Origin of the sequence: Dehalobacter sp. 12DCB1 (genome assembly GCF_004343605.1) — a bacterium.
In the GTDB taxonomy this organism is placed as follows: domain Bacteria; phylum Bacillota; class Desulfitobacteriia; order Desulfitobacteriales; family Syntrophobotulaceae; genus Dehalobacter.
In genome coordinates, this window is the sequence record NZ_POSF01000014.1 from 281,098 (window position 1) to 307,134 (window position 26,037).

Consider the following 26,037-nt stretch of genomic DNA (forward strand, 5'->3'; position numbering starts at 1 on the left):
ATTATTTTGCCTCCTTATTCAATTTGGAGAAAAGTTCTGCATGTTTTGAAAGTAAATAATCCATCGTAAAGTTAGGATCATTGCTTACTTCATAATTAAGCTTCTTCTTCAAAAACTCATATCTAAACTTATTTTTTTGTATTACTGAAGACCATTTTAGAACTGAAATTGATATGTTTCCTGCATTATAATAATTTCCTTCTCCGATTACCTGATTTTTTAACGTTTCAGTGACATCTTCATTGAATTTTTGCCCCAATAAAAAAAAGTGCCACTTAGTAGTTGCTTTATCAAACAACGGATTTTTTGCCACAGTTAATGCATAATCCCGAATTTGATCAAGTTCCTTAAGTGTAAGTGTTAATGTTGGACGTTTAAGTTCAATAACTAAATGCTCGTAACATTCATAGTCGGGACACGATTGCTGAAACAAACAAATATCAGGAATTCGTGATAAATCCTCTGTCGCTTCTGAGGGGATTTCAGGAATAAGATCGCTCCTACCCAAAACTTCAATATGTTCATATAGAAGGTTTTTCAAAGAGATATCCGATGTCCCAAGATAATACTTTTCTCCGAATATCCACAACTCTTTAAGTAGGATTTTATGGAACTGAGTTCGTTCTTTGATAGGCTTTCCTATCGAATCATTATATACCATCTGTTCAAGAGTATATATAAATGTCAGCCGATCTCCAACAGTTTTTGCCGTATCAATAATCGCCGGAAGAGTAGTATGGTTCAGCAGTTCTGCCAAATCATCCTGTTGTTGCTGCGATAGATTGAAGACTTCCGTTAGGATGGTTTGAATACTGGACGGATTGGTGTTAATTGCTTCTTTGATGAGACGATAAGTAAGCTTTTTTGTTTGTTTATTTGTTGTCCTTAGTTGAGGAACCGCTCGATTTATCTCTACTGCAAATACATCGAATACGCTTTGCTCAATCTTAGTCATTTCATCTGATGGTTCCGATTGATATGGATATATGTCTTCTTCCTTAATCTTAATAATTTCCGCAGTAGCATCGTCTACTTCTTGGTCTTGCGTGAACTCACGAGCAAATATCCGAACCTCATTGTCAAAATAGTCGTATACAGGATCGATCTTCCCTAAACCGAGGGTGTTATCTTGATGCATCTTTTCATAATAGCTACTAAGTAAATAGATTGATGTATCATTCTTTTGCAATGTAGAATAATCCTGCTCGTCAAAAACCACGCCTGATTCACCGCATATATATAGTTTACTAAAGTCAGACTCTTTCCAACATATTGCCACAGCCTTGGCTAGAATACTCTCTTTTCCTTTCTCTTCATATTCATAGACAAAATCGCGTTTATCGCGCTTCTTTATCAAATGCTCAGGCTCAATCTTTATACCGTTATATTTTAAGGAAACGTCGTTATACGCTAAAAGATAAGGAGCAAAAGTAGATAAAATATCGGAAATCATAATCTGATTATCAGCTAATTTTGAAATCGCACCAACGCTTTCTTCATGAATTCCCGTTATCGTTGCGATAGTCCCTGTGTTTACATGATAGTTAACAAGCTCCGGCTTCTCACTAAATTCTACGCTCAATCTAGCCCCGGAGTTAATGCTGATTTCATAACTGTATTTTTTCGCATCAGACGCTTGATACACAGTTTTCCATTTTATGAAAGAGCCGATAGCAAAACATTTATATCTTCCTTGCCCAAGCTTTCCGTGGTATACTCGACCACCCGGGCTTTTGTTGCTATATGTCTTATCAGAACTACCATATCGGCCAAAAACATCCTGAAATCTCTCGAAAGGAATACCGGTTCCATTATCCTTAACGATAACAGCGGTAACATTTTCTGTTCCCAAAAAGGTATCGATTTCAAATGAAACATCAATGTTCTTTGCATCGGCATCACAAGAATTCCAAATGAGTTCTTTAACGGCATCCTTCGGGGAACCTTTTATGCTACGGTCAAAAAGTTCCGGGGTCATATTTAGCTGTAACGACTGATAGGCCATCTCTAAACCTCCTATATCTTTCTATTTCAGTCTAAAGAATATACCAGAATTTCTGGAAATTGCCTTTTGTTAGCTCCTTTTTATCTCCATATACTTCCCAAGATTCCGCTCGATTTCCTAAAATCAATTTAAATAAACGGCCTTATCAGATCCATGACGATCCATTCCTCGGATTTATAAGCTCAGATCCTCCGACAGCTCTTAAATATACTAAGTATACACTCAACTTCCTCTGGCCGGTGTTGTAGCGAAGCTGCGTGTGCTTCTTCCTCACTTAAAAGGCCTTACTGTTTATCTATCAACTATATTTTTCAGTTCTCCTATTATCATACTTGCGCACTCTCTATTAATTTTCTGTATTTTAATTATCTTCCGCGGTTTTTCTTTCCTCGGCCATCTTTCGGTTTTTGCGCATCAACAGGAATTACCCATGCATTCCCGAAACGAACCGCTCCGGGTATACGGCCTTGGGCACAAAGCAGCTGCACCTGGCGAGGTGTAATACCCCATTTTTCTGCGGCTTTTTTCGTTGTTATCCCATCCATTTTGAGAGTCTCCTCGAAATATTGTGGTATTAATTTTAGTATATCGCAGAAGCGAAATATAGACAATAAAAAAATAGCAATATATGGAAAGATACATAAACTACTCCGCTACATTGATAACCCTTAGACCCTTTTGCCTCGCATATCTAACAGTCTGATTCGTTCCGCTAAAGGTATTAAGCTGCGCGCAGATACAAAACAAGGACCGATCGACAATGTACCGATTACATTTTTTTATGCACCAATCATTATACTCTTCAGACACGTAGATGACTTCGTCAGCTTCTGCAATCAAATTGCGATAAAGTCCTTTTTGCTCTACATTCCAAAACGCGTCCTGATTTTTGCATGGTAATGCGAATATCAATCTAATATCTTGCCCCATTTCTTTTTTTATAATAATGAAGGATGCGGCAAGCTGGTCAAAACCGAGTGTTCCTACCGTAATAAAGTCCGTTACACCTTGGCTGATGAGGCAGTCTATCTCAAGGTCAAGGCGTTTAACTATTTGTTTAATCCTGTTACTTGGTAGTTTGTTATCCCCGGAGAAGCAGCAGGTCTTAATTTTCATACAATATCCTCTTTCAGTTTATATTTGGTGTCCCCAAATATATAAATTATATTTGGTAATACCAAATATATCAAGTCCCATATTGGATATACTTTACATAGGGGGTGTATGTTTGAAAAAACGACAATTACCGCTTGGCGACCGAAATATGATTGGCGCTCATGTGACGAAGGCGCGTGAAAACCTTGGAATGAAGCAAGTTGAGCTTCTTACGAAACTGCAAGCAGCAGGAATTGACATCAGCATTCCGGCACTTTCCCTCCTGGAAGGGCAAAAGCGCCCCGTTTCTGATTTGGAATTGAACGCTCTGGCAGATATATTAATGGTTTCTGTAGACTGGCTTTTAGGTAGAGGGTGAAAGAAGGGCTTGCATCATGGCAAACCCTTCTTTTTATTAACCATTTATTTCATCCCTGACTATTTCATCAACTGCATTTCGAATATTGTTCATTCTCCCGACCCATTCCATCTGATTTTCGGCCTTGAGCTGCTCGGTTACCCCCTGTTGCAAGGAATATTCTCTGACTAGCCTTCCATACATCTCCAGAGCTTTAATGTCAACTTCGTGTAAGTAGGCATTGAGCCGTCCAGAAAAAAGGAATTCAGTATAAATCATCGGCTGATTTTCTTTTAGATATTTCAAATGTTCTCTACCGAATCTCCCGATTTCATATTCCTGTTTTTGTGAATCCAAACCGGAAATATGGTAATCTCCGTTTCGGGTATAGCTAATACCTATTTTCTTATCTGTGATATGCTTTTTCATATTAAAATCTTCCTCACCGTTCATAATCTTGTTTCCCCGCAATTGTCCATATTGCCGTTCTCTCTCTTTCCCTTCCAAAAACTTCACTTTTCCTTTCGCTCTTTGCCTTATCCGCTATTTCCTGTACCTTTACTTCACCAATTATTTCATCAGTCCTGTCACCTCCCAAAAACCGGCGCAGCCGGTTGTAGTCTTTCTCGATTCCTTGAAGACGTTCGCCTTTTGCTTCGCTTATTTCAAGTCGTTTATATAGGCTTTGAATTTGACTATTCGCCCGATCAAGTTCCATCATCAGCTCTCTTGTCTTTTCAAAGAACTGTGACAAGATACTGCGAATTACTTTTTTAAGCTTTTGCACCAATGGGGCTGCAACTTTCTCCCTATAACCTTTTGCCGTCATCAACGGCTTTGGTTCCGGCAATTGGTATTCCGGGTCATTATCGTAATGGCCGGCATGTTGGGCAATAAACCTTTCTTTGCTTTCCGCTGTTTGCAGCTGATCTTGAATATCCACAAGCCGAAAAAGGAAATTGTCAAGCTCTTCCTGCTTGCCGGAAATAGTTTCTTCAAGTGCAGCAACTTCTTTGACGCGCTGGACTTTTTTGTAGTCAACAACACTCAGGTGTTCTTCGTGGGTGCCAAGCTGTTCCCACTCTATGCCGTGACGCTCCATCACCTGCGAAAGCTGCTCTTTCTCTGATCTGACCCATTGGTTCCACTCCGTATCACCCCTGGTACCACCCGTAAATCCTTGTTTAGCCAGCGCCTGTTTAAGGGAAACACGGGTGTCCAGCCCGCGCTTGCTGCCGGTGGTAAACGGTACAAAATCTACATGCAGGTGCGGCGTGGCCTCATCCATATGCAGATGTGCAGAAAATACTTTTAAATAGGGGTTCCGCTCTTGAAAGTTGCTCATGAACTCACCGAGCACCTTTGCCGCGAGCTGTCCCTCCGCAGATTTTGAAGCCATATTTTCCATGTTACCCACCTGAAAAATGACCTCATAAAATAATTTCTCCTGTTTGGCGGTTCGGATTTTTTCATAATAATTGTTAATGCAGCGGTCGTCTCTGGTCTGCTTCGCATTGTATCGCTGAAGGGCATCATCAAAAAGCTCATGGTACACATCTTTGATGGGGATATTGCAATACGATTTATTAAACTGTGACCTATCGCTGTCTATATTGGAAGCAATAAACTGGCGGCTGTTGTGGTTTATCGAGCCTTTGCCGAGCATGACGCTGATCGTTCGTTTCATCGTACTCTCCTCTTCTTTTTCGGTTGGTATCCAGCGAAGCCAAGCCGGGGTTTTGCGTTACTTTTTTCAAAAGTAACGCAAAAGCACTTTTGACACTACGTATCAAAAATGCTTTGCGCCCTGCCGGGATTATAGCAGCTTTTACCGCCTGGTGCCTTGCGGCGCGTGACGATGTGACGATATTTCTGATAGTGAGCCCATCCTGCAAATTATCGTCACATCGTCACATATCGTCACGCCTCATCTCGCTCAGGTGTAAGCTTGATCGTTCTGCCAAAATGGTTTCGATTGCTTTCGTAGCGAATATTGTATTCGTTCCACAATCTCTCCGCTCCAACGTTGAGCCGCCGTGTCAGCACATTTGGTTGTATTTCCAGACCCAGCATTGCAATCAACTCTGAGGCGCTGCCATGCCATTGCAAGTCTCTTATCCTCAGAAAATCAGCTATAGCTTCCAAAATTGGATCGGGCGGTTCTTGCCAAAGTTCCGTTTCTGCTTTGGTCAGCTGCCAAATACAGCGCTCCCGATCAAACAGCAGGTGTAACCGCTGATCCTGCTGGTCTCTCCCAACCACATCCAAGATTGCCCTATTATCGTTCCGTTTATCTTTCTGCATCAGAAAAGCGCCATCCGCTGCACCAAGAAGTCCGTTAGTTCCTGAGATAGTATCAAAGCAGTCCCCCGCTTCCTGTTTGCGAGTATGGTGTACAAGTATGAGGCAAAGCCTCAGCCTGTCCGCAAACTGTTTAAGCCGTGTTACAATTTCATAATCACTGGCATAGCTGTATTTTTCACTGCCGATCTCGCGGATTTTCTGAAGAGTATCAATGATAACCAACACCGTTTCCGGATGTTCTTGGATGAACTTATCAAGCTGGCTATCCAGCCCATCCTTCAAATTTTTCGCATGCGTCGAGAGATAGAAATTATCCGAACTGTCTATTCCAAACATACGTGATAATCTCTTTTGCAATCTGGCATAATCGTCCTCCAGGGCGAGATAGAGCGTCGTTCCCTTATGGACAGGAAATTCCCACAAAGGTAAGCCACTGCTTACATGATAACCGAGCTGGGCCATGAAGAAGGACTTCCCAATTTTCGGCGCTCCGGCAAACAGATAAACCCCGCTGCAAAGTAGGCTTCCAATAACCTGAATTCTGGGCGGATACACCGTGTCAAACAATTCCGTCATAGAAACGGCGCTGAGAAAATCCGGATTGATATTTTGTCCTGTTTCGGATATACTTTTTTTGCTTAATAGCGTAAGTGGCTGCCCTTCGCCTGTTGCCTCAGACGAAGCCCGGGCAGTCGCTTTTTCTGTTTTGGTCATTGGGCATCCTCCTTCATGCCGTTTACTGTTTCCATTACCAGCCGAAAAAGAGATAGAAACTCTTCATTTGCATCCCCACATTGTTCCATCCGTTTAAGTTCGGTTAGAATGGCAACCAGCTCATTTCGCAGTGCGCGGTGAACCCTTGGATTGCCTTGAACGACAACCTCTCTTTCAGTGAGGCGACGGATAATGTAGTCTTGTTTATTGAGGCCGGAAAGTTTCACGCGGCGGTTCAAATCATCGCTTTCTTCCTGTGACATCCGAAAAGCGACCGTTACATTTCTCCATCTGCCCTTATGGTCCAAATTCTTTTCCAACTTCAAACCCTCCTCTCCATGTCCAATTTATCTGCTATCTCCTTTTGTTTGGAAGGAAAGAGATGCGCGTAGCGATAGGTAATGTCAATACTCTCATGGCCCAGGCGATCAGCAACAGCGACTGCGGAAAATCCCATCTCGATGAGAAGAGATGCGTGGGAATGTCTTAAATCATGGATTCTAATGCGCTTTACTTTGGTTTCTTTGCAGCCCCTGTCCATTTCATGGTGAAGATAACTTTTGGTAACCGGGAAAATCCTGTCTTTTTCTTCAAATCCATACAGTGATTTCAGATAGTCCTGCATTTCGCCGCTTAGGAAATCCGGCATCTTTATAATCCGGTTGCTCTTTGGTGTTTTCGGCTCGGTAACAATATCTTCACCCTGTATCCGTTGATAGGATTTGCTGATAGTAACTGTACTTTTGGGGAAATTAAAATCTTTTGCCGTTAGCGCCAGCAGCTCCCCTAACCGGATACCGCACCAGTAGAGCATTTCGAAAGCATAGAAAGAAATTGGTTTTTCCATCATTGCGTCAGCAAATTTCAGATATTCCTCCTTGGTCCAAAACAACATTTCTTTGGTTTTCTCTTTGCCCATGTTCCCCGCTTTCGCTGCCGGGTTGGATTTCAGTTCATAATAACGCAACGCGTGATTAAAAATGGCACTCAGTTGATTGTGCAGCGTTTTCAGATAGATCGGTGAAAATGCTTTGCCGTTTTTATCCCGAAAAGCGATCATTACATTCTGCCAGGCAATTACATCCGAAGGCTTAATCTCATTCATTTTCTTATGGCTAAAATAGGGCAAAATCTTGTGCTCAATGATACTTTCTTTGGTCTGCCAGGTGTTTCGCTTTAAACGCTCCTTCATATCTTTAGAGTAGATTTTAACGAAAGACTCAAAGGGCATAGTGAGGTCGGCAGATTTTTGCTGTAAAAACTCCCGTTCCCATTCTAAAGCTTCCCGCCTTGTCTGAAATCCTCGCTTGACCTTCTGCTTACGTTCCCCTTGCCAATCAGTAAACCGGAAGGACGTGAACCATGTACCGTTTTTGTCCTTATATGCCGCCATAATCACTGCTCCTTGATATCTTGTTTAATTCCGTAGAGTTTTTCCTGATAGTACCTTTTGCTGACCCGTCCGGCTATGGTAATAAAGCCTTGCCGCTCCAGCTCCTCATTAAGTTTGCGTACGAGCTTGTAGGCATAGGCCGTGGATACACCCAGCTCTTCGGCGATCTCCTCGACTTTGATAAAAATCTTATTCGACATCTTGAATCTCCTCCTCAAAATTTACTAAACAATTTTGTTTAATTATTCGTATTGTATTAAACATATTTGTTTAAGTCAATAAGTTCTCAGGATATTTCCTAAACTTTTTTGTTTAGATATTGCAATTTTATCTTCAATTGGCTATACTGTACAAAACATATTTGTTTAGTCTCAACTGGAGGAATCCCTATGGCCGTAGGAGATAGAATTAAAAGAATCCGCAATTTGCGCGGCCTTACGCAAAAAGAGCTGGGCCTTGCCATCAGCTTCGACGATAAGACTGCCGACGTGCGTATCGCGCAATATGAATCCGGCATACGAACACCCAAAGAGGATATGCTGAAAGAAATCGCTGAAGTGCTGGATGTCAATTACCGTTCCATTTATGAACCTTCCCTCTATGCAGCGGAAGATGTAATGTACACGCTTTTTGAGTTGGACGAACACTATCCTATTAACCTCCATGATATTGAAGACAACTCTGCACCTAAATCTCCTGCGAAGCACATTGCCATTGACTTTAACTCTCACCTCCTTAATGAATTTCTTACAGAATGGCAGCAACGCAAAAAAGACCTTGCCGACGGTATTATCAGCAAGGCCGAATATATGGAATGGAAGCTAAACTGGCCGCAGACTTGCGACGAAGGCGCTATGAAAGAGCCAACGAAAAAGTGGCGCAAATCCTAAGCCACCGGATACATAAAGCACATGAAAAGCTGTCACTGTTATCAATCTGTTATCATTTCACATAAAAAAGCCCCGAGAGCCTTGATCTACTGAGGTTCTCGGGGCTGTGTTTCTTATTCCCACTCTATCGTTCCGGGAGGTTTAGAGGTAATGTCATAAACCACGCGGTTCACACCGTGGACCTCGTTGACGATCCTGTTTGAGATGACTTCGAGCAGTTCGTACGGTAGCTTTGCCCAGTCGGCCGTCATCGCATCGTCACTCGTGACCGCCCTTAACACGATGGGATAACCATACGTACGTCCATCTCCCATCACGCCGACACTGCGGACAGAGGGCAGCACCGCAAAATACTGCCATACCTCCATGTGGAGTCCGGCTCTAATAATCTCTTCCCTGACAATTGCATCCGCTTCTCTTAAATAATCCAGCTTTTCCGGCGTAATTTTACCGATGATGCGAATGGCGAGCCCCGGACCCGGGAATGGCTGGCGCCAGACAATCTCTTCCGGCAAACCAAGTTCCAGTCCGACTTCCCGGACCTCATCCTTGAAAAGCATCCGTAAAGGTTCGATTAGTTTAAACTGCATATCTTCCGGCAGGCCGCCAACATTATGGTGCGTTTTAATGGTTTCAGCCGTTTCGGTGCCGCTTTCTACAATATCCGGATAAAGCGTACCCTGTACCAGAAAATCAATCTGGCCCAACTTACGGGCTTCATCTTCAAACAGCCTGATAAATTCATTGCCGATCCGTTTACGTTTTTCTTCCGGTTCGGAAATTCCTTTCACCTTGGCCATAAAACGTTCCGAAGCATCGACAAAATCCAGATTCAGGTGAAACTTTCCGATAAACGTATCCTTGACCTGCTCCGATTCATTCTTGCGCATAAATCCATGATCGACATAAATGCAGGTCAGCTGGTCCCCGATCGCTCTATGAACAAGCACTGCGGCAACAGAAGAATCGACCCCGCCGCTTAATGCGCATAAGACCTTTTTGTCTCCGACTCTCTTCCTGATCTCCTGCACCTGGGACTCAATAAAAGATTCCATGGTCCAGTTGCCCTGGCAGCCGCATACCCTGTACAGGAAGTTCTCAAGCATTGCCTGTCCTTCCGGAGTATGTTTGACTTCCGGATGAAATTGAACGCCATAAAAGTTCTTTTCCGGACAATAGATTCCTGCAACCGGTGTATTGGCGGTAAAGGCAGCCTGGATGAAACCGGCAGGCAGTTCCAGCACTGAGTCCCCATGACTCATCCAGCACTGACGAGTACCTTTCAGTCCGTACCAGACCCCTTCATTATATTCGATCGTGATCTCTGTTTTTCCATATTCATGGGCCTGCGGCCTCTCCACACGTCCGCCTAACTGTACGGTCATCAGCTGCATGCCGTAGCAGATACCAAGGATCGGTACCCCCAGTTCATAGATTGCAGGGTCAATGAAAGGCGAACCCTCCTGATTGACACTGGCAGGACCTCCCGAAAAAATGATTCCTTTCGGGGCCATGGCTTTAATCTTTTCTACAGGGGTCTTATAGGAAATCATCTCTGAATATACTTTTGCTTCTCTGACCCGGCGCGCAATCAGCTGATTATATTGTCCGCCAAAGTCAAGAACCAACACCAGTTCACGTTCCACTTGTATCATCCTTTCAACATTTCAGTACTATGATCATTTTCTCTTAACCGGCAGCAAAATGGAGCAATCTCTTTTGATTTATTTCTCATAAACCTCCGGCTTCAAAACGCCAATATACGGGAGGTTCCTGTACATTTCGCCATAATCAAGCCCATAGCCGACTGCAAACTCATTTGGTATTACAAAGCCGTTGTAATCAGGCTGAATATCGGCCTGTCTCCGCTCCGGTTTGTCCAGAAGCGTAACAATCTTCAGGCTTAAGGGTTGTCTCCTAAGAAGGTTTTCCTTCAGGTATTTCAACGTTAGCCCTGTATCAACGATATCCTCAACAATCAGGACGTGCTTGTCCTCGACACCGGTCTCCAGATCTTTCAGTAGCCGGACGGCTCCCGAAGAATGGTCGGAATTCCCGTAACTTGAAACGGCCATAAAATCATATCTCAACGGAATTCTGATTTGCCGGATCAAATCTGCAAAAAAAGGCACGGCTCCCTTAAAAATACCAATGGTCAGAAGATCCTTGCCAAGATAATCACTGGTAATCTGTTCACCCAGTTCGGCCACCCTTTTTTTTAGCTGTTCCTCGGTTATCAGCACCTTCGCAATTTTTCTTTCCATTTGTACCACTCCATTAAACTATTACCACTGAATTATATCATAAGTTGAATAGGATAAAAAAGAAGGCACTGCAAAAACTGTATTTGAACAGCTTTTTTTGCAGTACTTTCTTTAATAAATCCAAAAATCTATTCAGCCACATCTGGCGGCTGGATTGAAATCTTTCTTCCAATATCTTTAAATTCCAGTACTAGGGCCATCGGTTCTCCGGTTTCCTTGTTTTGCGCTCTTACTTCAACCTGCATTACAGTTTTGGTGCTTCTGGCAATATAGAGCGTGTATTCAAAACCGGTCCATAGAGTTTCCATCATCTGGTTCTGTACGCTTGGTTTCAGCGTGTATACCCAGCATTTCTTGCTGTTTAATTCTTCCTCTCCTTTAAGCATCACCTCACCGATCTCTTTCAGCTGCAAACTAGCCAAAGGGTTAAGCTCCACCAGAAAGACTTTTTGGGCAACTGTTACATCGCTGAATTTTGCCCACGCTTTACTAAAAGGATCTTTGTTGTAGAGAACATCACCCACCTTGATCATCTCAACTTTGCTTCCCGCTAACTGACCTTGAATCTGAATGTTTTCACCGCTCTTATAACCGGTAATCCTCGTGAGTAACCGCGTCTTGCCATCCACCGTCTGCTGCTGTGTTAAAGTGTAAGAAAATGAATTGGCTTTATTCAGGTTTTCTAGTCCCAGGATAACCAGCTGCTGCGGATCCGGCTTACTTACTATTGTGATTATTCCCCCGATGACAAGCAAAAAAATGATGATGGAACCAACAATAATTTTCTTTTTCATTCCTTGCCCTCCTGGCGGAGTTCTTACTTAATATTATGACTAGCTAGATCAAGGTATTACTGGTAATTCCTGTTTCAGCTGAATATCTATTATACAGCTACATATTGGAAAAGCCAAAGTTAGTAGATCAAATGCCAGGGGCTGCCATATCTACGCCTGAAATTTGGTGTCGGTGACCGTTGTCGACGGTCGTGTAGAAATTCCAATTATGCACATGCCATCCGTTCTGTAACGGAATTGAAGGACCCGAAACAGCTTTGTAGTAGTGCGTGTGCCCATGCTCAAATAAAACGTAATTTTCTGAGTGATGCACATGACTGTCACCGGTTGGAATAGCTATTCCTGAAATATCTAAACATTGATGAGAATGCCCCTGATCGCAGGATGTATGCGTTACACTTCCATGATTATGGTTTAGCGGGCTTTTCGTAGTTTGCACCATAAATGATAACCTCCCCTCTTAGATAAAATATTTCCAGAGGAGGTTTTTTGAGCATATTCCATTTAATTTTTATCCAAATAAAAGCATTAGAGGTCCATCACGCTTTTATGACTAGATCCGTAGGACAAGTTCCCTCTGCAGAAGTTTTTTGCGAGGAAATATTATTTGATCATTCCTGACCTCGAAAACAACAGAATATACAAAGATTTTTCACCAGACTCTCGAAAAAAACGTCCATCTCGGGCTGTTAATTCTGAAGACAAACATTTTAAGTCTAAACTTGTATAACTAGCATATATACTACTACAAATATATTTAGAATAATTAATTTATAAGGTAAAGCAACCAATTCTTCTTGAGAGGAGGAATTGGACTATGACAAAACTCTATCAGACAATGATGATCATTTTTGGTTCCTGTTCCCTTCTTGTAAGCCTGATCGCTTTGATTATCCAAATAATTAAACTATGTATCTAATTAGAAATTTGCCTAGATCTAGCCTTATGTGTAAAAAGTAGCCGCCTACAAATCAAACTACTTTTTACACCAAGCAATATGGTTGCTTTACCCATCTATAGGGAGAATTCCTTATAGATTTTTTGTTCACAATGTTATTTTATGAGATTGATTAACCATTTATGATAAGAATCATACAAAGACCATTGATTTAAGATGATCAAGGACACTTTCACAAGTGGCATACATGACTGGCCTTTGCATAGATTGTTCTTTGAAAACAATAAAGCCCCCCTTATCCAGGGAGGCATAGCAGACAGTTAAATTTTCTTTAAAATTTTTCTCAGTAAACGAATAATCTCTAAGATAAGCAAAATAAGGATAATTGTTAAGATTACTAACATTATTCATCCCCCCTTTTTTATCTACAATATTTTATGTTCAAGCTACTTGGTTTGTCCTAAATTAAAGCAAAAAAGAAAGACAACCAGGTACGGTTGCTCCCACCAATTACAATATATATTTTTGGTCAAGAGACTGAATCAGTTTACTGAACAGCCGGAATTGATCATTCTCGAAGAAGTTATCATACGGTAGCAAAACACCTAAAAGAACGAACGTTTCATAAGTCTCTTCCGATGATCATGGAACGATTTGGCCATAAAGATGATGAGCAACTAGACTCGTATATATGCATGTTACTAAAACAATGAAAAAAGAGGCTTCTCAAAAGTTCAGTGAACTGATGAAAAACCTCTGATTCTTTCATACTCCCCTACGGTATTATTTTTTTGTCTAGAAATGTTACCGTTTCGTTACCGCAGGGGTATGATAAGCGATATTGTCGCTTTGATTTTGGCTTATATTAAAGGCATATGGTTTTCGCCTACATCATGCCGCCCATGCCGCCCATACCACCCATGCCGCCCATGGCAGCTGCCGGATTTTCTTTCTCAGGCAGGTCGCATACGAGGCACTCTGTAGTTAAGAGCATGGCGGAGATCGAAGCTGCATGCTGCAGAGCCGAACGGGTTACTTTCGCCGGGTCAACGATACCGGCAGCGATCATATCTTCATATACTTCAGTCATCGCGTTGAAGCCTACACCTCTAGCGCTGTTGCGGACTTTTTCCACAACGACGGAACCCTCGAGACCAGCATTATTAGCAATCTGTCTGACAGGCTCTTCCAGTGCTTTACGGATAATAGCCACTCCGGTTTTCTGATCGCCGGATACATCAACGTTATCAAGTGCAGCAAGTGCATCCAGATAAGTTGTACCACCGCCTGCAACAATACCTTCTTCGACTGCGGCACGCGTAGCTGCCAGAGCGTCCTCAATGCGCAGTTTCTTTTCTTTCATTTCAGTTTCGGTAGCTGCTCCAACCTGGATGACGGCAACACCCCCGGCCAGTTTAGCCAGACGTTCCTGGAGTTTTTCTTTGTCATAGTCGGAGGTTGTTTCTTCAATCATCTTCTTGATGGATTCAACACGGGCACTGATAGCCTGTTGGTCGCCGTTGCCATCAACGATGGTCGTTTCTTCCTTGGTTATTTTGACCTGACGGCAGCGTCCGAGCATATCCAACGAAGTATTTTCTAGTTTGAGGCCGAGGTCTTCAGTAATGACCTGTCCGCCGGTCAGAACAGCAATGTCTTCGAGCATTGCTTTACGGCGGTCTCCAAATCCAGGAGCCTTGACGCCTACGGCAGTAAAGGTTCCACGAAGCTTATTGACAATCAGGGTAGCCATAGCTTCGCCTTCCAGATCTTCAGCGATGATCAGGAGCGGTCTGCCGGCCTGAACTACTTTTTCCAGAACAGGAAGGATATCTGCAATTGCACTGATCTTCTTGTCGGTGATCAGGATGAACGGATCGTTTAAGATAGCTTCCATTTTATCGGTATCGGTAATCATATAGGCGGAAACATACCCGCGGTCAAACTGCATTCCTTCAACAACTTCCAGTTCAGTGGTCATGCCTTTGGCTTCTTCAACAGTGATAACACCGTCTTTGCCGACTTTTTCCATAGCCTCGGCAATCAGACTGCCGATGGTGGTGTCGGAAGCGGAAATCGAAGCAACCTGAGCTATGGCTTCTTTGCTTTCCACAGTCTTGGCATTCGCTTTAACGTCAGCAACAATCGCTTCTACAGCTTTTTCAATACCACGTTTGATCTCCATAGGATTGGCGCCTGCAGCAACGTTCTTCAGACCTTCACGAATGATGGCCTGAGCCAGAACGGTCGCTGTGGTCGTGCCGTCGCCAGCTACATCGTTCGTCTTGGTAGCAACTTCTTTAACAAGCTGTGCTCCCATATTTTCAAACGGGTCTTCCAGATCAATATCTCTGGCGATCGTTACACCATCATTGGTGATCAGCGGAGAACCAAATTTTTTATCCAAAACAACATTGCGTCCTTTTGGTCCCAAGGTAACGCGGACAGCTTCCGCAAGCTTATTGACACCACGCTCCATGGCATGGCGAGCATCTTCGTTAAAAATGATTTGTTTAGCCACCTAAATGTTCCTCCTTTAATTCTATCGGAAAATACTTTCAAATGTTATCTGATAAGTAATACTGGACTGTTACTTAACCAATGACTGCCTGAATATCAGCTTCTCTTAAAATCAAATATTCGTTGCCGTCATATTTGACTTCAGTGCCGGCATATTTAGAATAAATCACGCGGTCACCGACATTAACTTCCATTGGAATTCTTTCCCCTTTTTCAACTTTTCCAGGACCTACAGCAATCACTTCGCCTTCCTGAGGCTTTTCTTTTGCGGTGTCAGGCATAATGATCCCGCTCTTGGTTCTTTCCTCAGACGGAACCGCTTTAATAATTACCCTGTCAGCCAACGGTTTGAGTTTCATAAAATAATTTCCCTCCTTGAAACCTTTATATTTTTATATTCCGCTTTATTGTTAGCACTCAATCAAGATGAGTGCTAATACCTAGGTATAATAATATGCAACGTCTGGTAGTATTGCAACCCCATCCACGCATAATTACGACCAATTAGAATTGTTTATCACTTATTTTCTTCATCAATCTTTAAATTACTATAACGCCTAATAAATACGTTATATAGAATAACCGTAATTTTCCTTATTTATTCATTATTATTAGCAGATTTCAATCAAGAAAATTTTCACCGGTACGGATCCGGCGGAAGTCTTCAACAGGGGTCACCCAGATGACACCATCGCCAAATCTACCGGTTAGAGCATTCTCCCTGATGGTTTCCTGAACACTTTCACTTTCCGAGTCATTAACAATAATTTCGAGTTTGACTTTAGGAAGTAGCCGGACGGATACTTCCGTTCCGCGGTAAACCTCGGTAATATTCCCTTTCTGCCTTCCCCAACCAAGAACCTGAGATACGGTAATCCCGCTGATTCCCAAATTACTGAGTGCCTTTTCCACTTGGTCAAGTTTATTGCTGCGAATCACTGCCTCAATCTTTTTCATTCCGACCTCCCCAAAGCATTATTGTATTTTTTGTAAAATGAGATCCCACTCCTGAGGCGTATTGACATTCAAGAAACTTTCCTCAATCACTTCCTTCAGCGTACTGCCTTCCATCTCCTCAGAAATATTCACGATCTTATGCCTGCATTCATCAGCAATATCAAAGAGACGCAGTTTGTCCTCTTTAATCCGTTTCTCCACAACTTTAAACACATTTTTGTGGTAAAAGGCGTGCAGCGGATGCAGTCTGTCCCGAACATACGGGAAGACCAACTTATAATCCTCAATTCGTTCATAAATATAGGCAATGGCTTGACTGCTCAAGAACGGCATATCACAGGCAGCCACGAAGACGTAGTCATACTTGGCCACCGGGAGGACGGAATACAGCCCGCCCATCGGCCCTTTACCTTTGATTTGGTCGGCAACCACCTGATAACTGTATCCCGAATATTGTTCAGACTCCCTACAGCTGATCAGGACCTCGCTGCAGATACTGTCCAGCACTTCCAAATTTCTTTCCAGAAGTGGTTTTCCGCCTATCTCAAGAAATGCCTTATTCCGGCCCATTCTTTTACTTTCTCCTCCGGTAAAGAGCACTCCTGTGATCTCCAGCTTTTTCTTTTCCACGCGCATCTTCCTTCAGACATATTTGAACCTTACGATTTAGACGTTGCCTGTAAAATACCTCTAAATACTTGTGAACCCTAAAATAATTATGATGGTATATCTGGTACTAGGTCTGTACTTAATAATCTATCATATTTTCAGTGGAGATTACAAAACTATTTTACTGAAAGTTGGAAGATCCTTGAAACCAACTATTTTATGTTTTAGAAAAACAGGTTCAAGTTTGATTCCTCAGCCTTGGCAAGCATTGTGGCAACACCGCCGATTTCCACTCCATCGATCAGTTCTTCCTTCTTGATGCCCATCACATCCATCGACATGGAGCAGGCTACAAGCTTAATACCCATTTTCATCGCGTTGTGCAGCAGTTCTTCCAGACTATCAACATTTTTCTTTTTCATAACATGCTTGATCATTTTCGCACCCATGCCACCCATATTCATATTGGAGATAGGCAGTTTTCTGGGTCCGCGGGGCATCATAATGCCAAAGGCTTTCGCCAGAGAATCCTTGCTTACCTTAGGTGCGTCATATTTTTTAAGAATATTCAGCCCCCAGAATGTGAAGAACATCGTTACGTCCTTACCCATGGATGCTGCGCCGGTCGCAATGATAAATGAGGCAAGGGCCTTATCCATATTCTGCTCGAATACAATCAGCGTTGCACCTCTGGGTTTTTCCTCCACCGCAACATTTACCTGCGGCTGGCCAACAGGCTTCACGCTTCCTTTGCGCAGATAGACCTTCAAATAATCTCCGTTTAATTCTGTTTTCAGTAGCGTATTGCCTGTCTTGCTGCACCAGAACTCAATATCCCTTGCAAATCCGGGATCCGTAACCAAGATCTCCAGAACCTGGCCATCTTCTAGCACCTTCATATTTTCAAATACCAGTTTAATTGGTCCGGGGCACTGCAGACCGCAACAATCGATCACTTTATCCGCTGTGATTTTAGCCTCCGGGGATTCGGTGAAAGCTTTTCCGGTATCATCAACTTTTACCGTTCCTTTATCCTTTTTTTCAACCGCCCAGTAAACACTGGTATACGTCCGGAAACCTCCGTCAAGGTTGATCGGGTCATAACCATGCTGCTCTAGGATTCTAGCCGCAATATATCCCCTGAGGCCGACCTGGCACGTCAGGTAGACCGGCTTGTCTTTCGGCAACTCTCCAAGCCTCTTTCTGAGCTCCGGAAGCGGGATATTGATTGACCCGTTGATCTTGCCCAGTTCTACTTCTTCTGGCTGTCTCACATCAACCAGAATATTTCCGGCAGCGACGATGTCGTCGATTTCATGGTATTGAACAGTCTTGACCATATGATCCAGCAAATTGGCCGCAGCATACCCAATCATATTGACCGGGTCTTTTCCTGAAGAATAAGGCGGTGCATAGGCCAGTTCCAAATCCTGCAGGTCATAAACAGTTAAATTGCCTTTGATAGCCGTCGCGATTACGTCAATTCTCTTTTCTGCACCCTTACGCCCGACGGCCTGCGCGCCAAGTATTTTTCCGTCTTCAGTGAAGACCATCTTCATATCAAGCACCGTCGAACCTGGATAGTATCCGGCATGGGAATTCGGGTGAATATGAATGACCCTATAAGGTATTCCCATTTTAGCTGCTGTTTTTTCATTGATGCCCGTGGAAGCGGCCGTCAAATCAAATACTTTGGCAACAGAAGTCCCCAAAGTTCCCCTGTAAGGCTTACGGCTGCCATACAAATTATCGGCTAGAAGCCTACCCTGCCTGTTTGCCGGCCACGCCAGCGGTATATTTGTCGGAAGTCCTGTAATATAGTTTTTGACTTCAATTGCATCACCGATTGCATAAATATTTTCATCACTGGTCTGCAGATATTCATTAACCCGGATAGATCCTCTTTCGCCGATCTCCAGACCGGCCTGAACGGCGAGTATGCTTTCCGGACGAACGCCGATAGCCATTACGATTAGATCTGCTTCAATCTCCTGACTGCTCTGAAGATAGACCTTTGATCCTTCCAGCTTCACGACACTGTCCTTCAGAATCAGCCTGACACCTTTTTCGCGGAGATGCGTGTGTAGAAGGCTTGCCATTTCATAATCCATTGAGGGTTGTACCTGATCAGTGGCTTCAACCAGATAGACATCAAGGTTACGTTCTTTTAGATTTTCGGCCATTTCAAGGCCGATAAATCCGCCGCCTATAACGACCGCTGTTTTAGCCTGGTTTTGATCAATATAACTGTCAATGGCTTCGGCATCGGGAATTGTTCGAAGCGAGAATACCCTCGGGTTGTCGGTGATGCCCTCAATCCCCGGAATGATAGGACTTGCTCCGGGCGAAAGAATGAGTAGATCATAGCTTTCCTCATAGACGACACCTGTGGCGAGGTTTTTTACCTGAATCTTTTTATCCTGCCGGTTAATCGCGGTTACTTCTGATTTTATCCGGATGTCCAGATTGAATCTGTTGGTCATTCCTTTAACGGTCTGGACAAGAAGTTTATCCCGTCCTTTGATCACGCCTCCAATATAATAGGGCAGTCCGCAATTCGCAAAAGAAATATGTTCGCCTCTCTCGAATATAACGATTTCCGATTCTTCATCAAGTCTTCTTAATCTTGCAGCAGTGGTTGCTCCTCCAGCGACCCCACCGACAATCGCAATTCTTTTATGCATTAGATACGACCTCCTCGACCCTATATTATTAATGTTTTTTTAGTTTATTGCTTAATAATTCAAATTCAAAATATTTAATATTGTTCGAAGAACATCAGGTGGATCAGCTTTTTCACTAATGGATTCTGAACCGAGTAAAAGACCTCTAGTCCTTCGCGTCTACCCCTTATAATTCCCTTATTTCTCAACGCAGATAAGTGCTGAGAAATTGTCGACTGCGGAATACTCAGACAATTCTGCATGCTCATTACGTTGCTTTCCCCATTTTCCATCAGGCCTTTAACAATGCAAAGCCGGACAGGGTGGGAAAGTACTTTTAATATGTCCGCCCTTTCTTCGAAATAAACCGGATTATCTTTGTAAGTCAACAAGCAAACCCCTCCTCCATTCTTATATTCTAATATTACGATATAGCAATATATTTGTCAATTTTGCATTCCCGTTATCATTCTTTTATTTTCTCTATCCTTAAATTCTATTTTTGAGATTTTAAAACCCGCACCTCCTACTGAAGATGCGGGGCAAATCATCATAAACCGGTCTGCTTCCCTATCCCAAACAGCTTATCCCTATGCAGCCTGCACCAGCGTGGGTTCCAATCACAGGGCCTAGCGAAAATACCACAATTTCTTTTGGCACATATTCTTTGAGAATGATCTGTTTAAATTCCTCCAGACTCTCAGGTGCTGCAGCCTGAGCAATACAGATTCTCTTATTATTCAAATCCACATGGTTGTTTTTTAGGTTTTCCAGAATCCAAAAGAAGGCTTTCTTTCTTCCTCTGGCTTTTCCGACGACAATGACGGCTCCATCTTTGATAGAAATAATTGGCTTAATACCCAGGATACTGCCGGCAAATGCACTGGTCGCTGATAGTCTTCCGCCTTTTTTCAGATTCTCTAGATTTTCAATAACACCATAGAATTGAACCTGATCTTTCAGAATCTCAATTGTTTGAACGATCTCTTCCGCACTTTTACCTGCAGCGGCCATTTCGGCTGCCTCAATGACCAATAGTCCAAGTCCGAAAGTGGCGCTATTAGAGTCGATTACATAGATTCTGCCCTTATTCATGATCTCCCTGGCCATCACAGCGGAATTATACGTTCCGCTCAGCTTGGAAGAAATAAAAATACCGATGATTTCATCGCCTTGGTCTACGTGTTTGGCAAATTCCGCGACAAATTCACCCGGATTCACCTGGGCTGTCGTCGGCAGTTCTTTATGCCTGGCCATTTTAGCGTAAAACTCTTCGTTGGTAATATCAATTCCGTCCCTGTATTCCTCTTCCCCAAACAAGACTTTCAACGACACAATCGTAATGTTATATTTCTCTATTATATAGCCGGGGAGATCACTGGTACTGTCCGTAATAATCCTGACTGGCATTCTTTCCAACCTCCCGTATCTGTTCAGCTTGCTCTGTTATTTTTCTCTTCTTTTCAAATTATACTTGACCTTAAAATACCCATTGATATTTTCGAGAGCCGAAACAAGCACTTCCATTTCCTCACCCGAAAGTCGGGAAATGGTTGTTTGGATCATTTCATCATGAAACCCGGCGTGATGCTTATACGCCTGTACACCTTTGTCCGTAAGAGAAACTAGCACAATTCGTCGGTCATCATCACTTCTAATCCGGTTCACATAGCCTTTTTGCACAAGGTTATTAACCGAAATGGTCAGAGTCCCGATCGTAATGTCCAAGTCTCTGGCTACAGAAGACATGTTGCGCTTAGCGAGGCCAATTGCTTCAATCACATGTATTTCTGTGATAGAGAGATCGCTAAACTCATTGTCCTTAAGGGACAATTCTTCGATTTGGAGAATGTCGTTAAATAACTTTACCAGAAGTTCATTTAAAGTCCCATAAAGATTATTCATAGCGTATCACTTACCATCATACTTCTTTATTTTGACGTTCAAACTAAATTAGTTTTACTATATGTCAGGCCAATGTTTTTGTCAATTCCGAAATATGTTTTTAGAAATATTTTTAGAAAAATACCATAGAATCCCTTGGATTATGAACATACCTCAGACAAGCCGAATAATATAAAAAGACAAGTCGATGCTGTGACTTCATCATTAACCCAATCGCGATTCTGTCCGGTCTGGTCTTACTGCTTCTCGGGATCATCCTTTTCCGTTTGAGTCTCTAAAGGGATATAGCAGTTTGCGGCTGTCCAGATATTTTGGGGGCAGCCCACGTTCCTCTTATCTTATTAAAGCCCCTTGGGCCTATTTCCATCTTAAGAGGAGGAATCTCAATGTCACTACTTTTTAATCGACGGTTAGGCGGCTGCTGCAAGTGTGCTCCTTTCCCCTCCAGGTCACCTTTGTTTACTATTCCGCCTGTTCAGCCACTTTCACCAGTCTCTCCACCGCCTGTTATTGGTTTTATCCCGCGACTGATAGGCGGAATTGTTTTAGCAAGTTTATTCCTTATTATTAACTTTTTTATCTTTTTTCCGGTATTGATCATCGCCTTTGTCATCTTGCTTATTGCATTAATGATTTTAGCCCTCAGATAAGCGCTGTTATGGAATAGGAAACACAAATAGGAGCATCTGGTCTTACGGAGGATTCTTTGCTAAGAACCCTCCTTTTAATATACAAAATAATGTCAAAAAACTCTGGTATGTACGCCAGGTACAAAACCAGAGTTTGAATGCTGAGCTTAGAACCTTACTTGGAGTGTTTCGAGAACCTGATTAATCGGATTAATAATTGTACTTTGATTTGAGCCGCCAAACAATAGACCTACAGCCCTGTTTCTTCCTGTTACTTCTCAACAATTTCTGAACTTAGTCTTGTGTAACGGGCTGCAAGCTGTTCTGTCAAATTACTGCCTAGAATTTTTGTGACCAATGGGTTGACCAGGTTTAATAAATAAATTTTGGTCTTTTTGATGACAAGGTTTGGATCATGTAATTCTTTTTCTATCAAGCAGTTCTCCGTCAAAAGGTACTGGATAAAATCTTTGACTTCAGAGGCCGTTCTTCCAAGCTTAATACTTAAATATGACCGGGCCCTGGTAGAAGCAACATAGGGCAGTCTCATCTGCATCTCAGCAATCAATTCGATTCCTATCGACAAATCATCAACAGGCATATACTTGGCATAATCCTTATTGAGAAGATTGCAGAAAACATCCAGGCTTTCACAGTAAGGGATCAGCAGGTGATTGATTTTGTCCTTAACGCCGATGATTCGGACTTCTTTCCCCCAGGCACGAATTCTTCGGATGATAGGCAGGAAATCGCCATCACTTGTAAATAAAAGAAATAACTCTGCGGCTTTCGGTCTGGTCACTAGAATTTCTTGAACCTCCAGCATCAGTTCCGTATCCGCTGCATTTGCACGGACTTCAGTTTTCACATAGTTATTTTTTCCATAGACATGACGCGTGAAGATGTTTCTCTTTTCAAAGGCAGTTTGGGTCCTCCAGAATTCTTCCTTGTCAAAATTTGCATACAAATAGACGGCCTTCAGATCGACTCCGATATGATCAGCATAATCCTCCAGAAGCTGAATAAACTCCTCTGGCATCAGCCTGTAGCCGTATTCGTGAAGGCCTTCCCAGATATTTTCGTAATCAACAAATGCTATTGCCTTCAATGAAGATACCCCTTTTGCTCATTGTTCCTCTACCAATATATGTCTGCCTCGGACAAGGAGTGACAGGCTTATGTTTATTAAAAGTCTGTCACTCCTTTTTACAGAAAATAAAGTCTTCCCCCGGTTTTAACTCTGAAGGAAGACTTTTTAGTTTGTAACAAATTTTTGTATTTTTGGCCTTTCATGCATATTTGTTTAAATTTATCTTGATGATGCAATACTAAGCAGCTGCCTGTATGGTTTTATTTTGAAATTCTAACTGCGCACACCTTGTATTCGTACGTACCCGAGATCTTGTCACAAGCTGCGTTTGTCAGGACGTTGACTGGGGAGCTCACATAGTGGAATGTCATGAAAATCATTCCGGGCGGAACCTTGTCTGTCAGCCTAACCTTTGTCTCCACTTCACCCCGGCGTGAGGAGACCCTGACCTTATCACCGTCACAGACATTTAAGTTCCTGGCATCTTCAGGGTTGACCTCGGCAAATTCTTCTGCCGAATAAGCACTTAATACGTCTGAATAGCGCGTCGAGATGTTATAGTGGCTCAGTTTGCGTCCGGTACTAAGCAGGAAAGGATACTCCTTATCAGGCAGCTCATCCGCAACTCTGGCTTCAATTGGCATAAACAGCCCATTGCCCCGTGTGCAGCCATCCATATGCAGAATTGGAGTACCCGGATGGGTCTCACAGGTAACCGGCCACTGCAGGCCATTCGTTCCGAGACGTTCGTGCGAAATACCCGCGTACTGCGGCGCCAATGAAGAGACTTCATTCATGATGTCTGCCGTTGAACGATAGTTGAAATCAGAGCCCATTCTTTTGGCAATGGCACTGATAATCTGCCAGTCCGGTTTGGCGCCTTCAGCAGGCTCAACCGCTTTGTTGACCATTTGCACGCGGCGTTCGGTATTCGTAAATGTTCCGGTTTTTTCCGCGTAGCTCACGCCAGGAAGCACAACATCGGCCAGTTTGGCTGTCTCGGTAAGGAAGATATCCTGGACAACCAGAAAGTCAAGTGCCTGTAGCCCCTTGCGTACATGATGAGCATCCGCATCCGTTGAAACCGGGTCCTCACCCATAATATACATTGCTTTCAGCTTCCCTTTAAGAGAGGCTTCAAACATATCCGGGATCATGTACCCTTTGTTCTGGTTTAAAGGTACTCCCCAGACCTTTTCAAATTTGTCTCTTGCTTTTTCGTCTTCCACTTTCTGATATCCCGGGAAGAAATTCGGCAGCGCACCCATATCACAGGCTCCCTGGACATTGTTTTGTCCCCGCAACGGATTGACGCCGGAATTTTCTTTGCCAAGATTGCCGGTTAACATGGCCAGGTTGGCCAGGGACATCACATTGTCCGTACCGGTGATATGCTCGGTAATGCCCAGTGTATAGAAGATTTGGGCACTTTCGGCCGTGGCATAGATCTCCGCAGCCTGGTAAAGAAGTTCCTCCGGAACCCCGGTAACCCTGCTGACATACTCGGGCGTATATTTGGGGAGAATCGCCTTCAGTCCTTCAAAACCTTCCGTCCGTTTAGCAATAAAGTTTCGGTCTTCCCAACCTTTATTCAGAATAATATACATCAACCCATTAATCAGCGTGATGTCCGTTCCAGGCCGTAGTCTCATCCAAACTTCGGCAAACCCGGTCAGCTCAATTCCCCTCGGGTCGGCTACAATCAGTCTGCAGCCGTTCAAGACTGCCTGCTTGATCTTGCCGCCGATGACGGGATGGGCTTCAGTCGTATTGGAACCGATCACAAAAATAACCTTGGAATGCGGTATTTCACCAATTGAGTTCGTCATAGCTCCCGAGCCAAATGAAGTGGCCAGACCGGCCACAGAGGGAGCGTGTCAGGTCCGGGCGCAATGATCGATGTTATTGGTCCCAATCACTGCGCGCATCAGTTTTTGCATCAGGTAATTGTCTTCATTGATACAGCGTGCTGAGCTTAAAGCACCCAGCGAATCAGGACCGTTCTCGGCCTTGATTGCCGTAAATTTCTCTGCGATAAGGTCAAGGGCTTCGTCCCAGTCCGATTCGACCAGTTTACCGTCTTTTCTGATCAGCGGCGCTTGCAGGCGATTTGGGCTGTGGATCGTATCATATCCAAACCGTCCTTTCACGCACAGTGCCTTGCCATTGACCGGTGCATCGGAACTGGAGGTTACTCCGATCACTTTGCCATCCTTGACATTCAGGTCAAAATTGCAGCCTGTTCCACAGTAAGGACACGTGGTCCGAACCTTTTTAATTTCCCAGGGGCGTCCTTTGCCGATCATTTGTTTTTCAGTCAGCGCACCAACCGGACAAACGGCCAGACATGAACCGCAGAATACACAATCTGAGTCACCGTACGGCAGGTTAAAAGCAGGCCCGACCTGGGTTTCAAAACCGCGTTTGGAATAATCCAGAACGTTATTGACCTGAATCTCGGCACAAGCCCTCACGCATTTGCCGCATAAAATGCATTTATTCATATCCCGAAAAATGAACGGATTGCTGTCATCCAGGTCGGAGCAGCGTTTCTCTCCCTGAAAAGTATTTCCTTTAACCTGATATTCATAGGCATAACGGGAAAGATCGCAGTCGCCCATCTTTTCGCAGGTTAGGCAGTCAATATCATGGTTCGCTAAAATCAATTCCAGGATGGTTCTGCGGGCTTCCCTAATTTCCGGTGTTGAAGTCCTTACGACCATCCCCTGTTGTACTTCCATCGTACACGCTGTGGCCAGGTTTCGCATGCCTTCTACTTCGACCATGCACAACCTGCAAGCGCCCCAATTGGTTAGCTCGGGAGCATGGCACAGTGTCGGAACAGAAATCCCGTTTTTCCGGCAAGCTTCCAAAATCGTGGATTTCGCAGAGGCCAATACAGTTTTTCCGTCAATTTGGAGTTGAACCTTTTCCACACTCTCACTCCTT

The 26,037-nt window shown here is 43.4% G+C and carries 26 protein-coding genes; 3 read left to right on the forward strand and 23 right to left on the reverse strand.

The window, feature by feature from the left end; translation table 11 throughout:
- Nucleotide 1: 1 nt before the first annotated feature.
- From C1I38_RS08265 to C1I38_RS08275, 3 genes are all read right to left on the reverse strand, one after another.
- Nucleotides 2–2,005 carry an ATP-binding protein gene (locus C1I38_RS08265; RefSeq protein ID WP_119774527.1) on the reverse strand — a complete coding sequence of 668 codons (2,004 nt, stop codon included), beginning with the start codon at nt 2,003–2,005 and terminating at the stop codon, nt 2–4.
- A 365-nt stretch (nt 2,006–2,370) separates the two neighbouring features.
- Nucleotides 2,371–2,550, reverse strand: a complete 180-nt coding sequence (locus tag C1I38_RS08270) for a helix-turn-helix domain-containing protein (protein WP_119774528.1) — start codon at nt 2,548–2,550, stop codon at nt 2,371–2,373.
- A gap of 100 nt (nt 2,551–2,650) precedes the next feature.
- Nucleotides 2,651–3,121, reverse strand: a complete 471-nt coding sequence (locus tag C1I38_RS08275; protein ID WP_119774529.1) for an SLOG family protein — start codon at nt 3,119–3,121, stop codon at nt 2,651–2,653.
- A gap of 112 nt (nt 3,122–3,233) precedes the next feature.
- Between C1I38_RS08275 and C1I38_RS08280 the strand changes: the two genes are divergently transcribed.
- Nucleotides 3,234–3,479: an XRE family transcriptional regulator gene (locus C1I38_RS08280; protein WP_119774530.1), complete on the forward strand. Its 246-nt coding sequence runs from the start codon at nt 3,234–3,236 to the stop codon at nt 3,477–3,479.
- Nucleotides 3,480–3,515: 36 nt separating this feature from the next.
- On the opposite strand, the gene C1I38_RS08285 is transcribed toward C1I38_RS08280, so the two are convergent.
- The 6 genes from C1I38_RS08285 to C1I38_RS08310 form a co-directional block, all read right to left on the reverse strand.
- Nucleotides 3,516–3,887, reverse strand: a complete 372-nt coding sequence (locus tag C1I38_RS08285) for a TnpV protein (protein ID WP_119774596.1) — start codon at nt 3,885–3,887, stop codon at nt 3,516–3,518.
- 13 nt (nt 3,888–3,900) lie between these two features.
- On the reverse strand, nt 3,901–5,124 hold the full coding sequence (locus C1I38_RS08290; protein WP_119774597.1) for a plasmid recombination protein: 1,224 nt from the start codon (nt 5,122–5,124) through the stop codon (nt 3,901–3,903).
- A 254-nt stretch (nt 5,125–5,378) separates the two neighbouring features.
- Nucleotides 5,379–6,476: an AAA family ATPase gene (locus C1I38_RS08295; RefSeq protein WP_119774531.1), complete on the reverse strand. Its 1,098-nt coding sequence runs from the start codon at nt 6,474–6,476 to the stop codon at nt 5,379–5,381.
- Complete coding sequence (locus C1I38_RS08300) at nt 6,473–6,739, reverse strand: mobilization protein (protein ID WP_348980871.1); 267 nt, start codon at nt 6,737–6,739, stop codon at nt 6,473–6,475. The genes C1I38_RS08295 and C1I38_RS08300 overlap by 4 nt, the downstream gene beginning before the upstream one ends.
- A 59-nt stretch (nt 6,740–6,798) precedes the next feature.
- The gene (locus tag C1I38_RS08305) at nt 6,799–7,869 is read right to left on the reverse strand and encodes a site-specific integrase (protein WP_119774533.1); all 1,071 of its coding nucleotides are present in this window, start codon (nt 7,867–7,869) and stop codon (nt 6,799–6,801) included.
- Between the two features lie 2 nt (nt 7,870–7,871).
- Nucleotides 7,872–8,069 (reverse strand): HTH domain-containing protein, encoded by a 198-nt coding sequence (locus C1I38_RS08310; protein WP_119774534.1) that lies wholly within the window; start codon nt 8,067–8,069, stop codon nt 7,872–7,874.
- Between the two features lie 189 nt (nt 8,070–8,258).
- Here C1I38_RS08310 and C1I38_RS08315 point away from each other — a divergent pair, with 189 nt between their 5' ends.
- On the forward strand, nt 8,259–8,759 hold the full coding sequence (locus tag C1I38_RS08315) for a helix-turn-helix transcriptional regulator (protein ID WP_119774535.1): 501 nt from the start codon (nt 8,259–8,261) through the stop codon (nt 8,757–8,759).
- Between the two features lie 113 nt (nt 8,760–8,872).
- Here the strand turns inward: C1I38_RS08315 and guaA are convergent, their stop codons facing one another.
- From guaA to C1I38_RS08385, 12 genes are all read right to left on the reverse strand, one after another.
- Complete coding sequence (gene guaA, locus C1I38_RS08320; protein WP_020491825.1) at nt 8,873–10,405, reverse strand: glutamine-hydrolyzing GMP synthase; 1,533 nt, start codon at nt 10,403–10,405, stop codon at nt 8,873–8,875.
- A gap of 78 nt (nt 10,406–10,483) precedes the next feature.
- On the reverse strand, nt 10,484–11,023 hold the full coding sequence (gene hpt, locus C1I38_RS08325; protein WP_020491824.1) for a hypoxanthine phosphoribosyltransferase: 540 nt from the start codon (nt 11,021–11,023) through the stop codon (nt 10,484–10,486).
- A 128-nt stretch (nt 11,024–11,151) separates the two neighbouring features.
- Nucleotides 11,152–11,817, reverse strand: coding sequence for a hypothetical protein (locus tag C1I38_RS08330; RefSeq protein ID WP_020491823.1), 666 nt, complete (start codon nt 11,815–11,817; stop codon nt 11,152–11,154).
- 127 nt (nt 11,818–11,944) lie between these two features.
- Nucleotides 11,945–12,259: a YmaF family protein gene (locus C1I38_RS08335; protein ID WP_083916767.1), complete on the reverse strand. Its 315-nt coding sequence runs from the start codon at nt 12,257–12,259 to the stop codon at nt 11,945–11,947.
- 1,342 nt (nt 12,260–13,601) lie between these two features.
- Nucleotides 13,602–15,236, reverse strand: coding sequence for a chaperonin GroEL (gene groL / locus C1I38_RS08350; protein WP_020491822.1), 1,635 nt, complete (start codon nt 15,234–15,236; stop codon nt 13,602–13,604).
- Between the two features lie 73 nt (nt 15,237–15,309).
- The gene (groES, locus tag C1I38_RS08355) at nt 15,310–15,594 is read right to left on the reverse strand and encodes a co-chaperone GroES (protein WP_015043663.1); all 285 of its coding nucleotides are present in this window, start codon (nt 15,592–15,594) and stop codon (nt 15,310–15,312) included.
- Between the two features lie 262 nt (nt 15,595–15,856).
- Nucleotides 15,857–16,192 carry a P-II family nitrogen regulator gene (locus C1I38_RS08360; RefSeq protein WP_020491821.1) on the reverse strand — a complete coding sequence of 112 codons (336 nt, stop codon included), beginning with the start codon at nt 16,190–16,192 and terminating at the stop codon, nt 15,857–15,859.
- 18 nt (nt 16,193–16,210) lie between these two features.
- Nucleotides 16,211–16,828, reverse strand: a complete 618-nt coding sequence (locus C1I38_RS08365; RefSeq protein ID WP_243103613.1) for a molybdenum cofactor guanylyltransferase — start codon at nt 16,826–16,828, stop codon at nt 16,211–16,213.
- Between the two features lie 197 nt (nt 16,829–17,025).
- The gene (locus tag C1I38_RS08370; protein WP_020491819.1) at nt 17,026–19,485 is read right to left on the reverse strand and encodes a CoA-disulfide reductase; all 2,460 of its coding nucleotides are present in this window, start codon (nt 19,483–19,485) and stop codon (nt 17,026–17,028) included.
- A gap of 74 nt (nt 19,486–19,559) precedes the next feature.
- Nucleotides 19,560–19,856 (reverse strand): metalloregulator ArsR/SmtB family transcription factor, encoded by a 297-nt coding sequence (locus C1I38_RS08375; protein WP_020491818.1) that lies wholly within the window; start codon nt 19,854–19,856, stop codon nt 19,560–19,562.
- A 178-nt stretch (nt 19,857–20,034) separates the two neighbouring features.
- On the reverse strand, nt 20,035–20,874 hold the full coding sequence (locus C1I38_RS08380; RefSeq protein WP_020491817.1) for a DegV family protein: 840 nt from the start codon (nt 20,872–20,874) through the stop codon (nt 20,035–20,037).
- 36 nt (nt 20,875–20,910) lie between these two features.
- Nucleotides 20,911–21,369 (reverse strand): MarR family transcriptional regulator, encoded by a 459-nt coding sequence (locus tag C1I38_RS08385; protein ID WP_020491816.1) that lies wholly within the window; start codon nt 21,367–21,369, stop codon nt 20,911–20,913.
- A 386-nt stretch (nt 21,370–21,755) separates the two neighbouring features.
- Here C1I38_RS08385 and C1I38_RS14020 point away from each other — a divergent pair, with 386 nt between their 5' ends.
- Complete coding sequence (locus tag C1I38_RS14020) at nt 21,756–22,019, forward strand: hypothetical protein (protein WP_165904919.1); 264 nt, start codon at nt 21,756–21,758, stop codon at nt 22,017–22,019.
- 250 nt (nt 22,020–22,269) lie between these two features.
- On the opposite strand, the gene C1I38_RS08395 is transcribed toward C1I38_RS14020, so the two are convergent.
- Nucleotides 22,270–23,106, reverse strand: a complete 837-nt coding sequence (locus tag C1I38_RS08395; RefSeq protein ID WP_020491815.1) for an NYN domain-containing protein — start codon at nt 23,104–23,106, stop codon at nt 22,270–22,272.
- Nucleotides 23,107–23,348: 242 nt separating this feature from the next.
- Nucleotides 23,349–26,024 (reverse strand): formate dehydrogenase subunit alpha, encoded by a 2,676-nt coding sequence (fdhF, locus tag C1I38_RS08400; RefSeq protein ID WP_083916765.1) that lies wholly within the window; start codon nt 26,022–26,024, stop codon nt 23,349–23,351.
- Nucleotides 26,025–26,037 lie beyond the last annotated feature (13 nt).

Bases quoted from the DNA above. Each gene is read 5' to 3' on its own strand.
- C1I38_RS08380 (WP_020491817.1), bottom strand. From the start codon at position 20,874: ATGCCAGTCAGGATTATTACGGACAGTACCAGTGATCTCCCCGGCTAT.
- hpt (WP_020491824.1), bottom strand. From the start codon at position 11,023: ATGGAAAGAAAAATTGCGAAGGTGCTGATAACCGAGGAACAGCTAAAA.
- groES (WP_015043663.1), bottom strand. From the start codon at position 15,594: ATGAAACTCAAACCGTTGGCTGACAGGGTAATTATTAAAGCGGTTCCG.
- C1I38_RS08300 (WP_348980871.1), bottom strand. From the start codon at position 6,739: ATGTCACAGGAAGAAAGCGATGATTTGAACCGCCGCGTGAAACTTTCC.
- C1I38_RS08315 (WP_119774535.1), top strand. From the start codon at position 8,259: ATGGCCGTAGGAGATAGAATTAAAAGAATCCGCAATTTGCGCGGCCTT.
- C1I38_RS08310 (WP_119774534.1), bottom strand. From the start codon at position 8,069: ATGTCGAATAAGATTTTTATCAAAGTCGAGGAGATCGCCGAAGAGCTG.
- C1I38_RS08265 (WP_119774527.1), bottom strand. From the start codon at position 2,005: ATGGCCTATCAGTCGTTACAGCTAAATATGACCCCGGAACTTTTTGAC.
- C1I38_RS08330 (WP_020491823.1), bottom strand. From the start codon at position 11,817: ATGAAAAAGAAAATTATTGTTGGTTCCATCATCATTTTTTTGCTTGTC.
- C1I38_RS08270 (WP_119774528.1), bottom strand. From the start codon at position 2,550: ATGGATGGGATAACAACGAAAAAAGCCGCAGAAAAATGGGGTATTACA.
- C1I38_RS08290 (WP_119774597.1), bottom strand. From the start codon at position 5,124: ATGCTCGGCAAAGGCTCGATAAACCACAACAGCCGCCAGTTTATTGCT.
- C1I38_RS08370 (WP_020491819.1), bottom strand. From the start codon at position 19,485: ATGCATAAAAGAATTGCGATTGTCGGTGGGGTCGCTGGAGGAGCAACC.
- C1I38_RS08360 (WP_020491821.1), bottom strand. From the start codon at position 16,192: ATGAAAAAGATTGAGGCAGTGATTCGCAGCAATAAACTTGACCAAGTG.
- C1I38_RS08365 (WP_243103613.1), bottom strand. From the start codon at position 16,828: ATGCGCGTGGAAAAGAAAAAGCTGGAGATCACAGGAGTGCTCTTTACC.
- C1I38_RS08275 (WP_119774529.1), bottom strand. From the start codon at position 3,121: ATGAAAATTAAGACCTGCTGCTTCTCCGGGGATAACAAACTACCAAGT.
- C1I38_RS14020 (WP_165904919.1), top strand. From the start codon at position 21,756: ATGTCACTACTTTTTAATCGACGGTTAGGCGGCTGCTGCAAGTGTGCT.
- C1I38_RS08295 (WP_119774531.1), bottom strand. From the start codon at position 6,476: ATGACCAAAACAGAAAAAGCGACTGCCCGGGCTTCGTCTGAGGCAACA.
- C1I38_RS08305 (WP_119774533.1), bottom strand. From the start codon at position 7,869: ATGGCGGCATATAAGGACAAAAACGGTACATGGTTCACGTCCTTCCGG.
- C1I38_RS08385 (WP_020491816.1), bottom strand. From the start codon at position 21,369: ATGAATAATCTTTATGGGACTTTAAATGAACTTCTGGTAAAGTTATTT.
- C1I38_RS08285 (WP_119774596.1), bottom strand. From the start codon at position 3,887: ATGAAAAAGCATATCACAGATAAGAAAATAGGTATTAGCTATACCCGA.
- C1I38_RS08335 (WP_083916767.1), bottom strand. From the start codon at position 12,259: ATGGTGCAAACTACGAAAAGCCCGCTAAACCATAATCATGGAAGTGTA.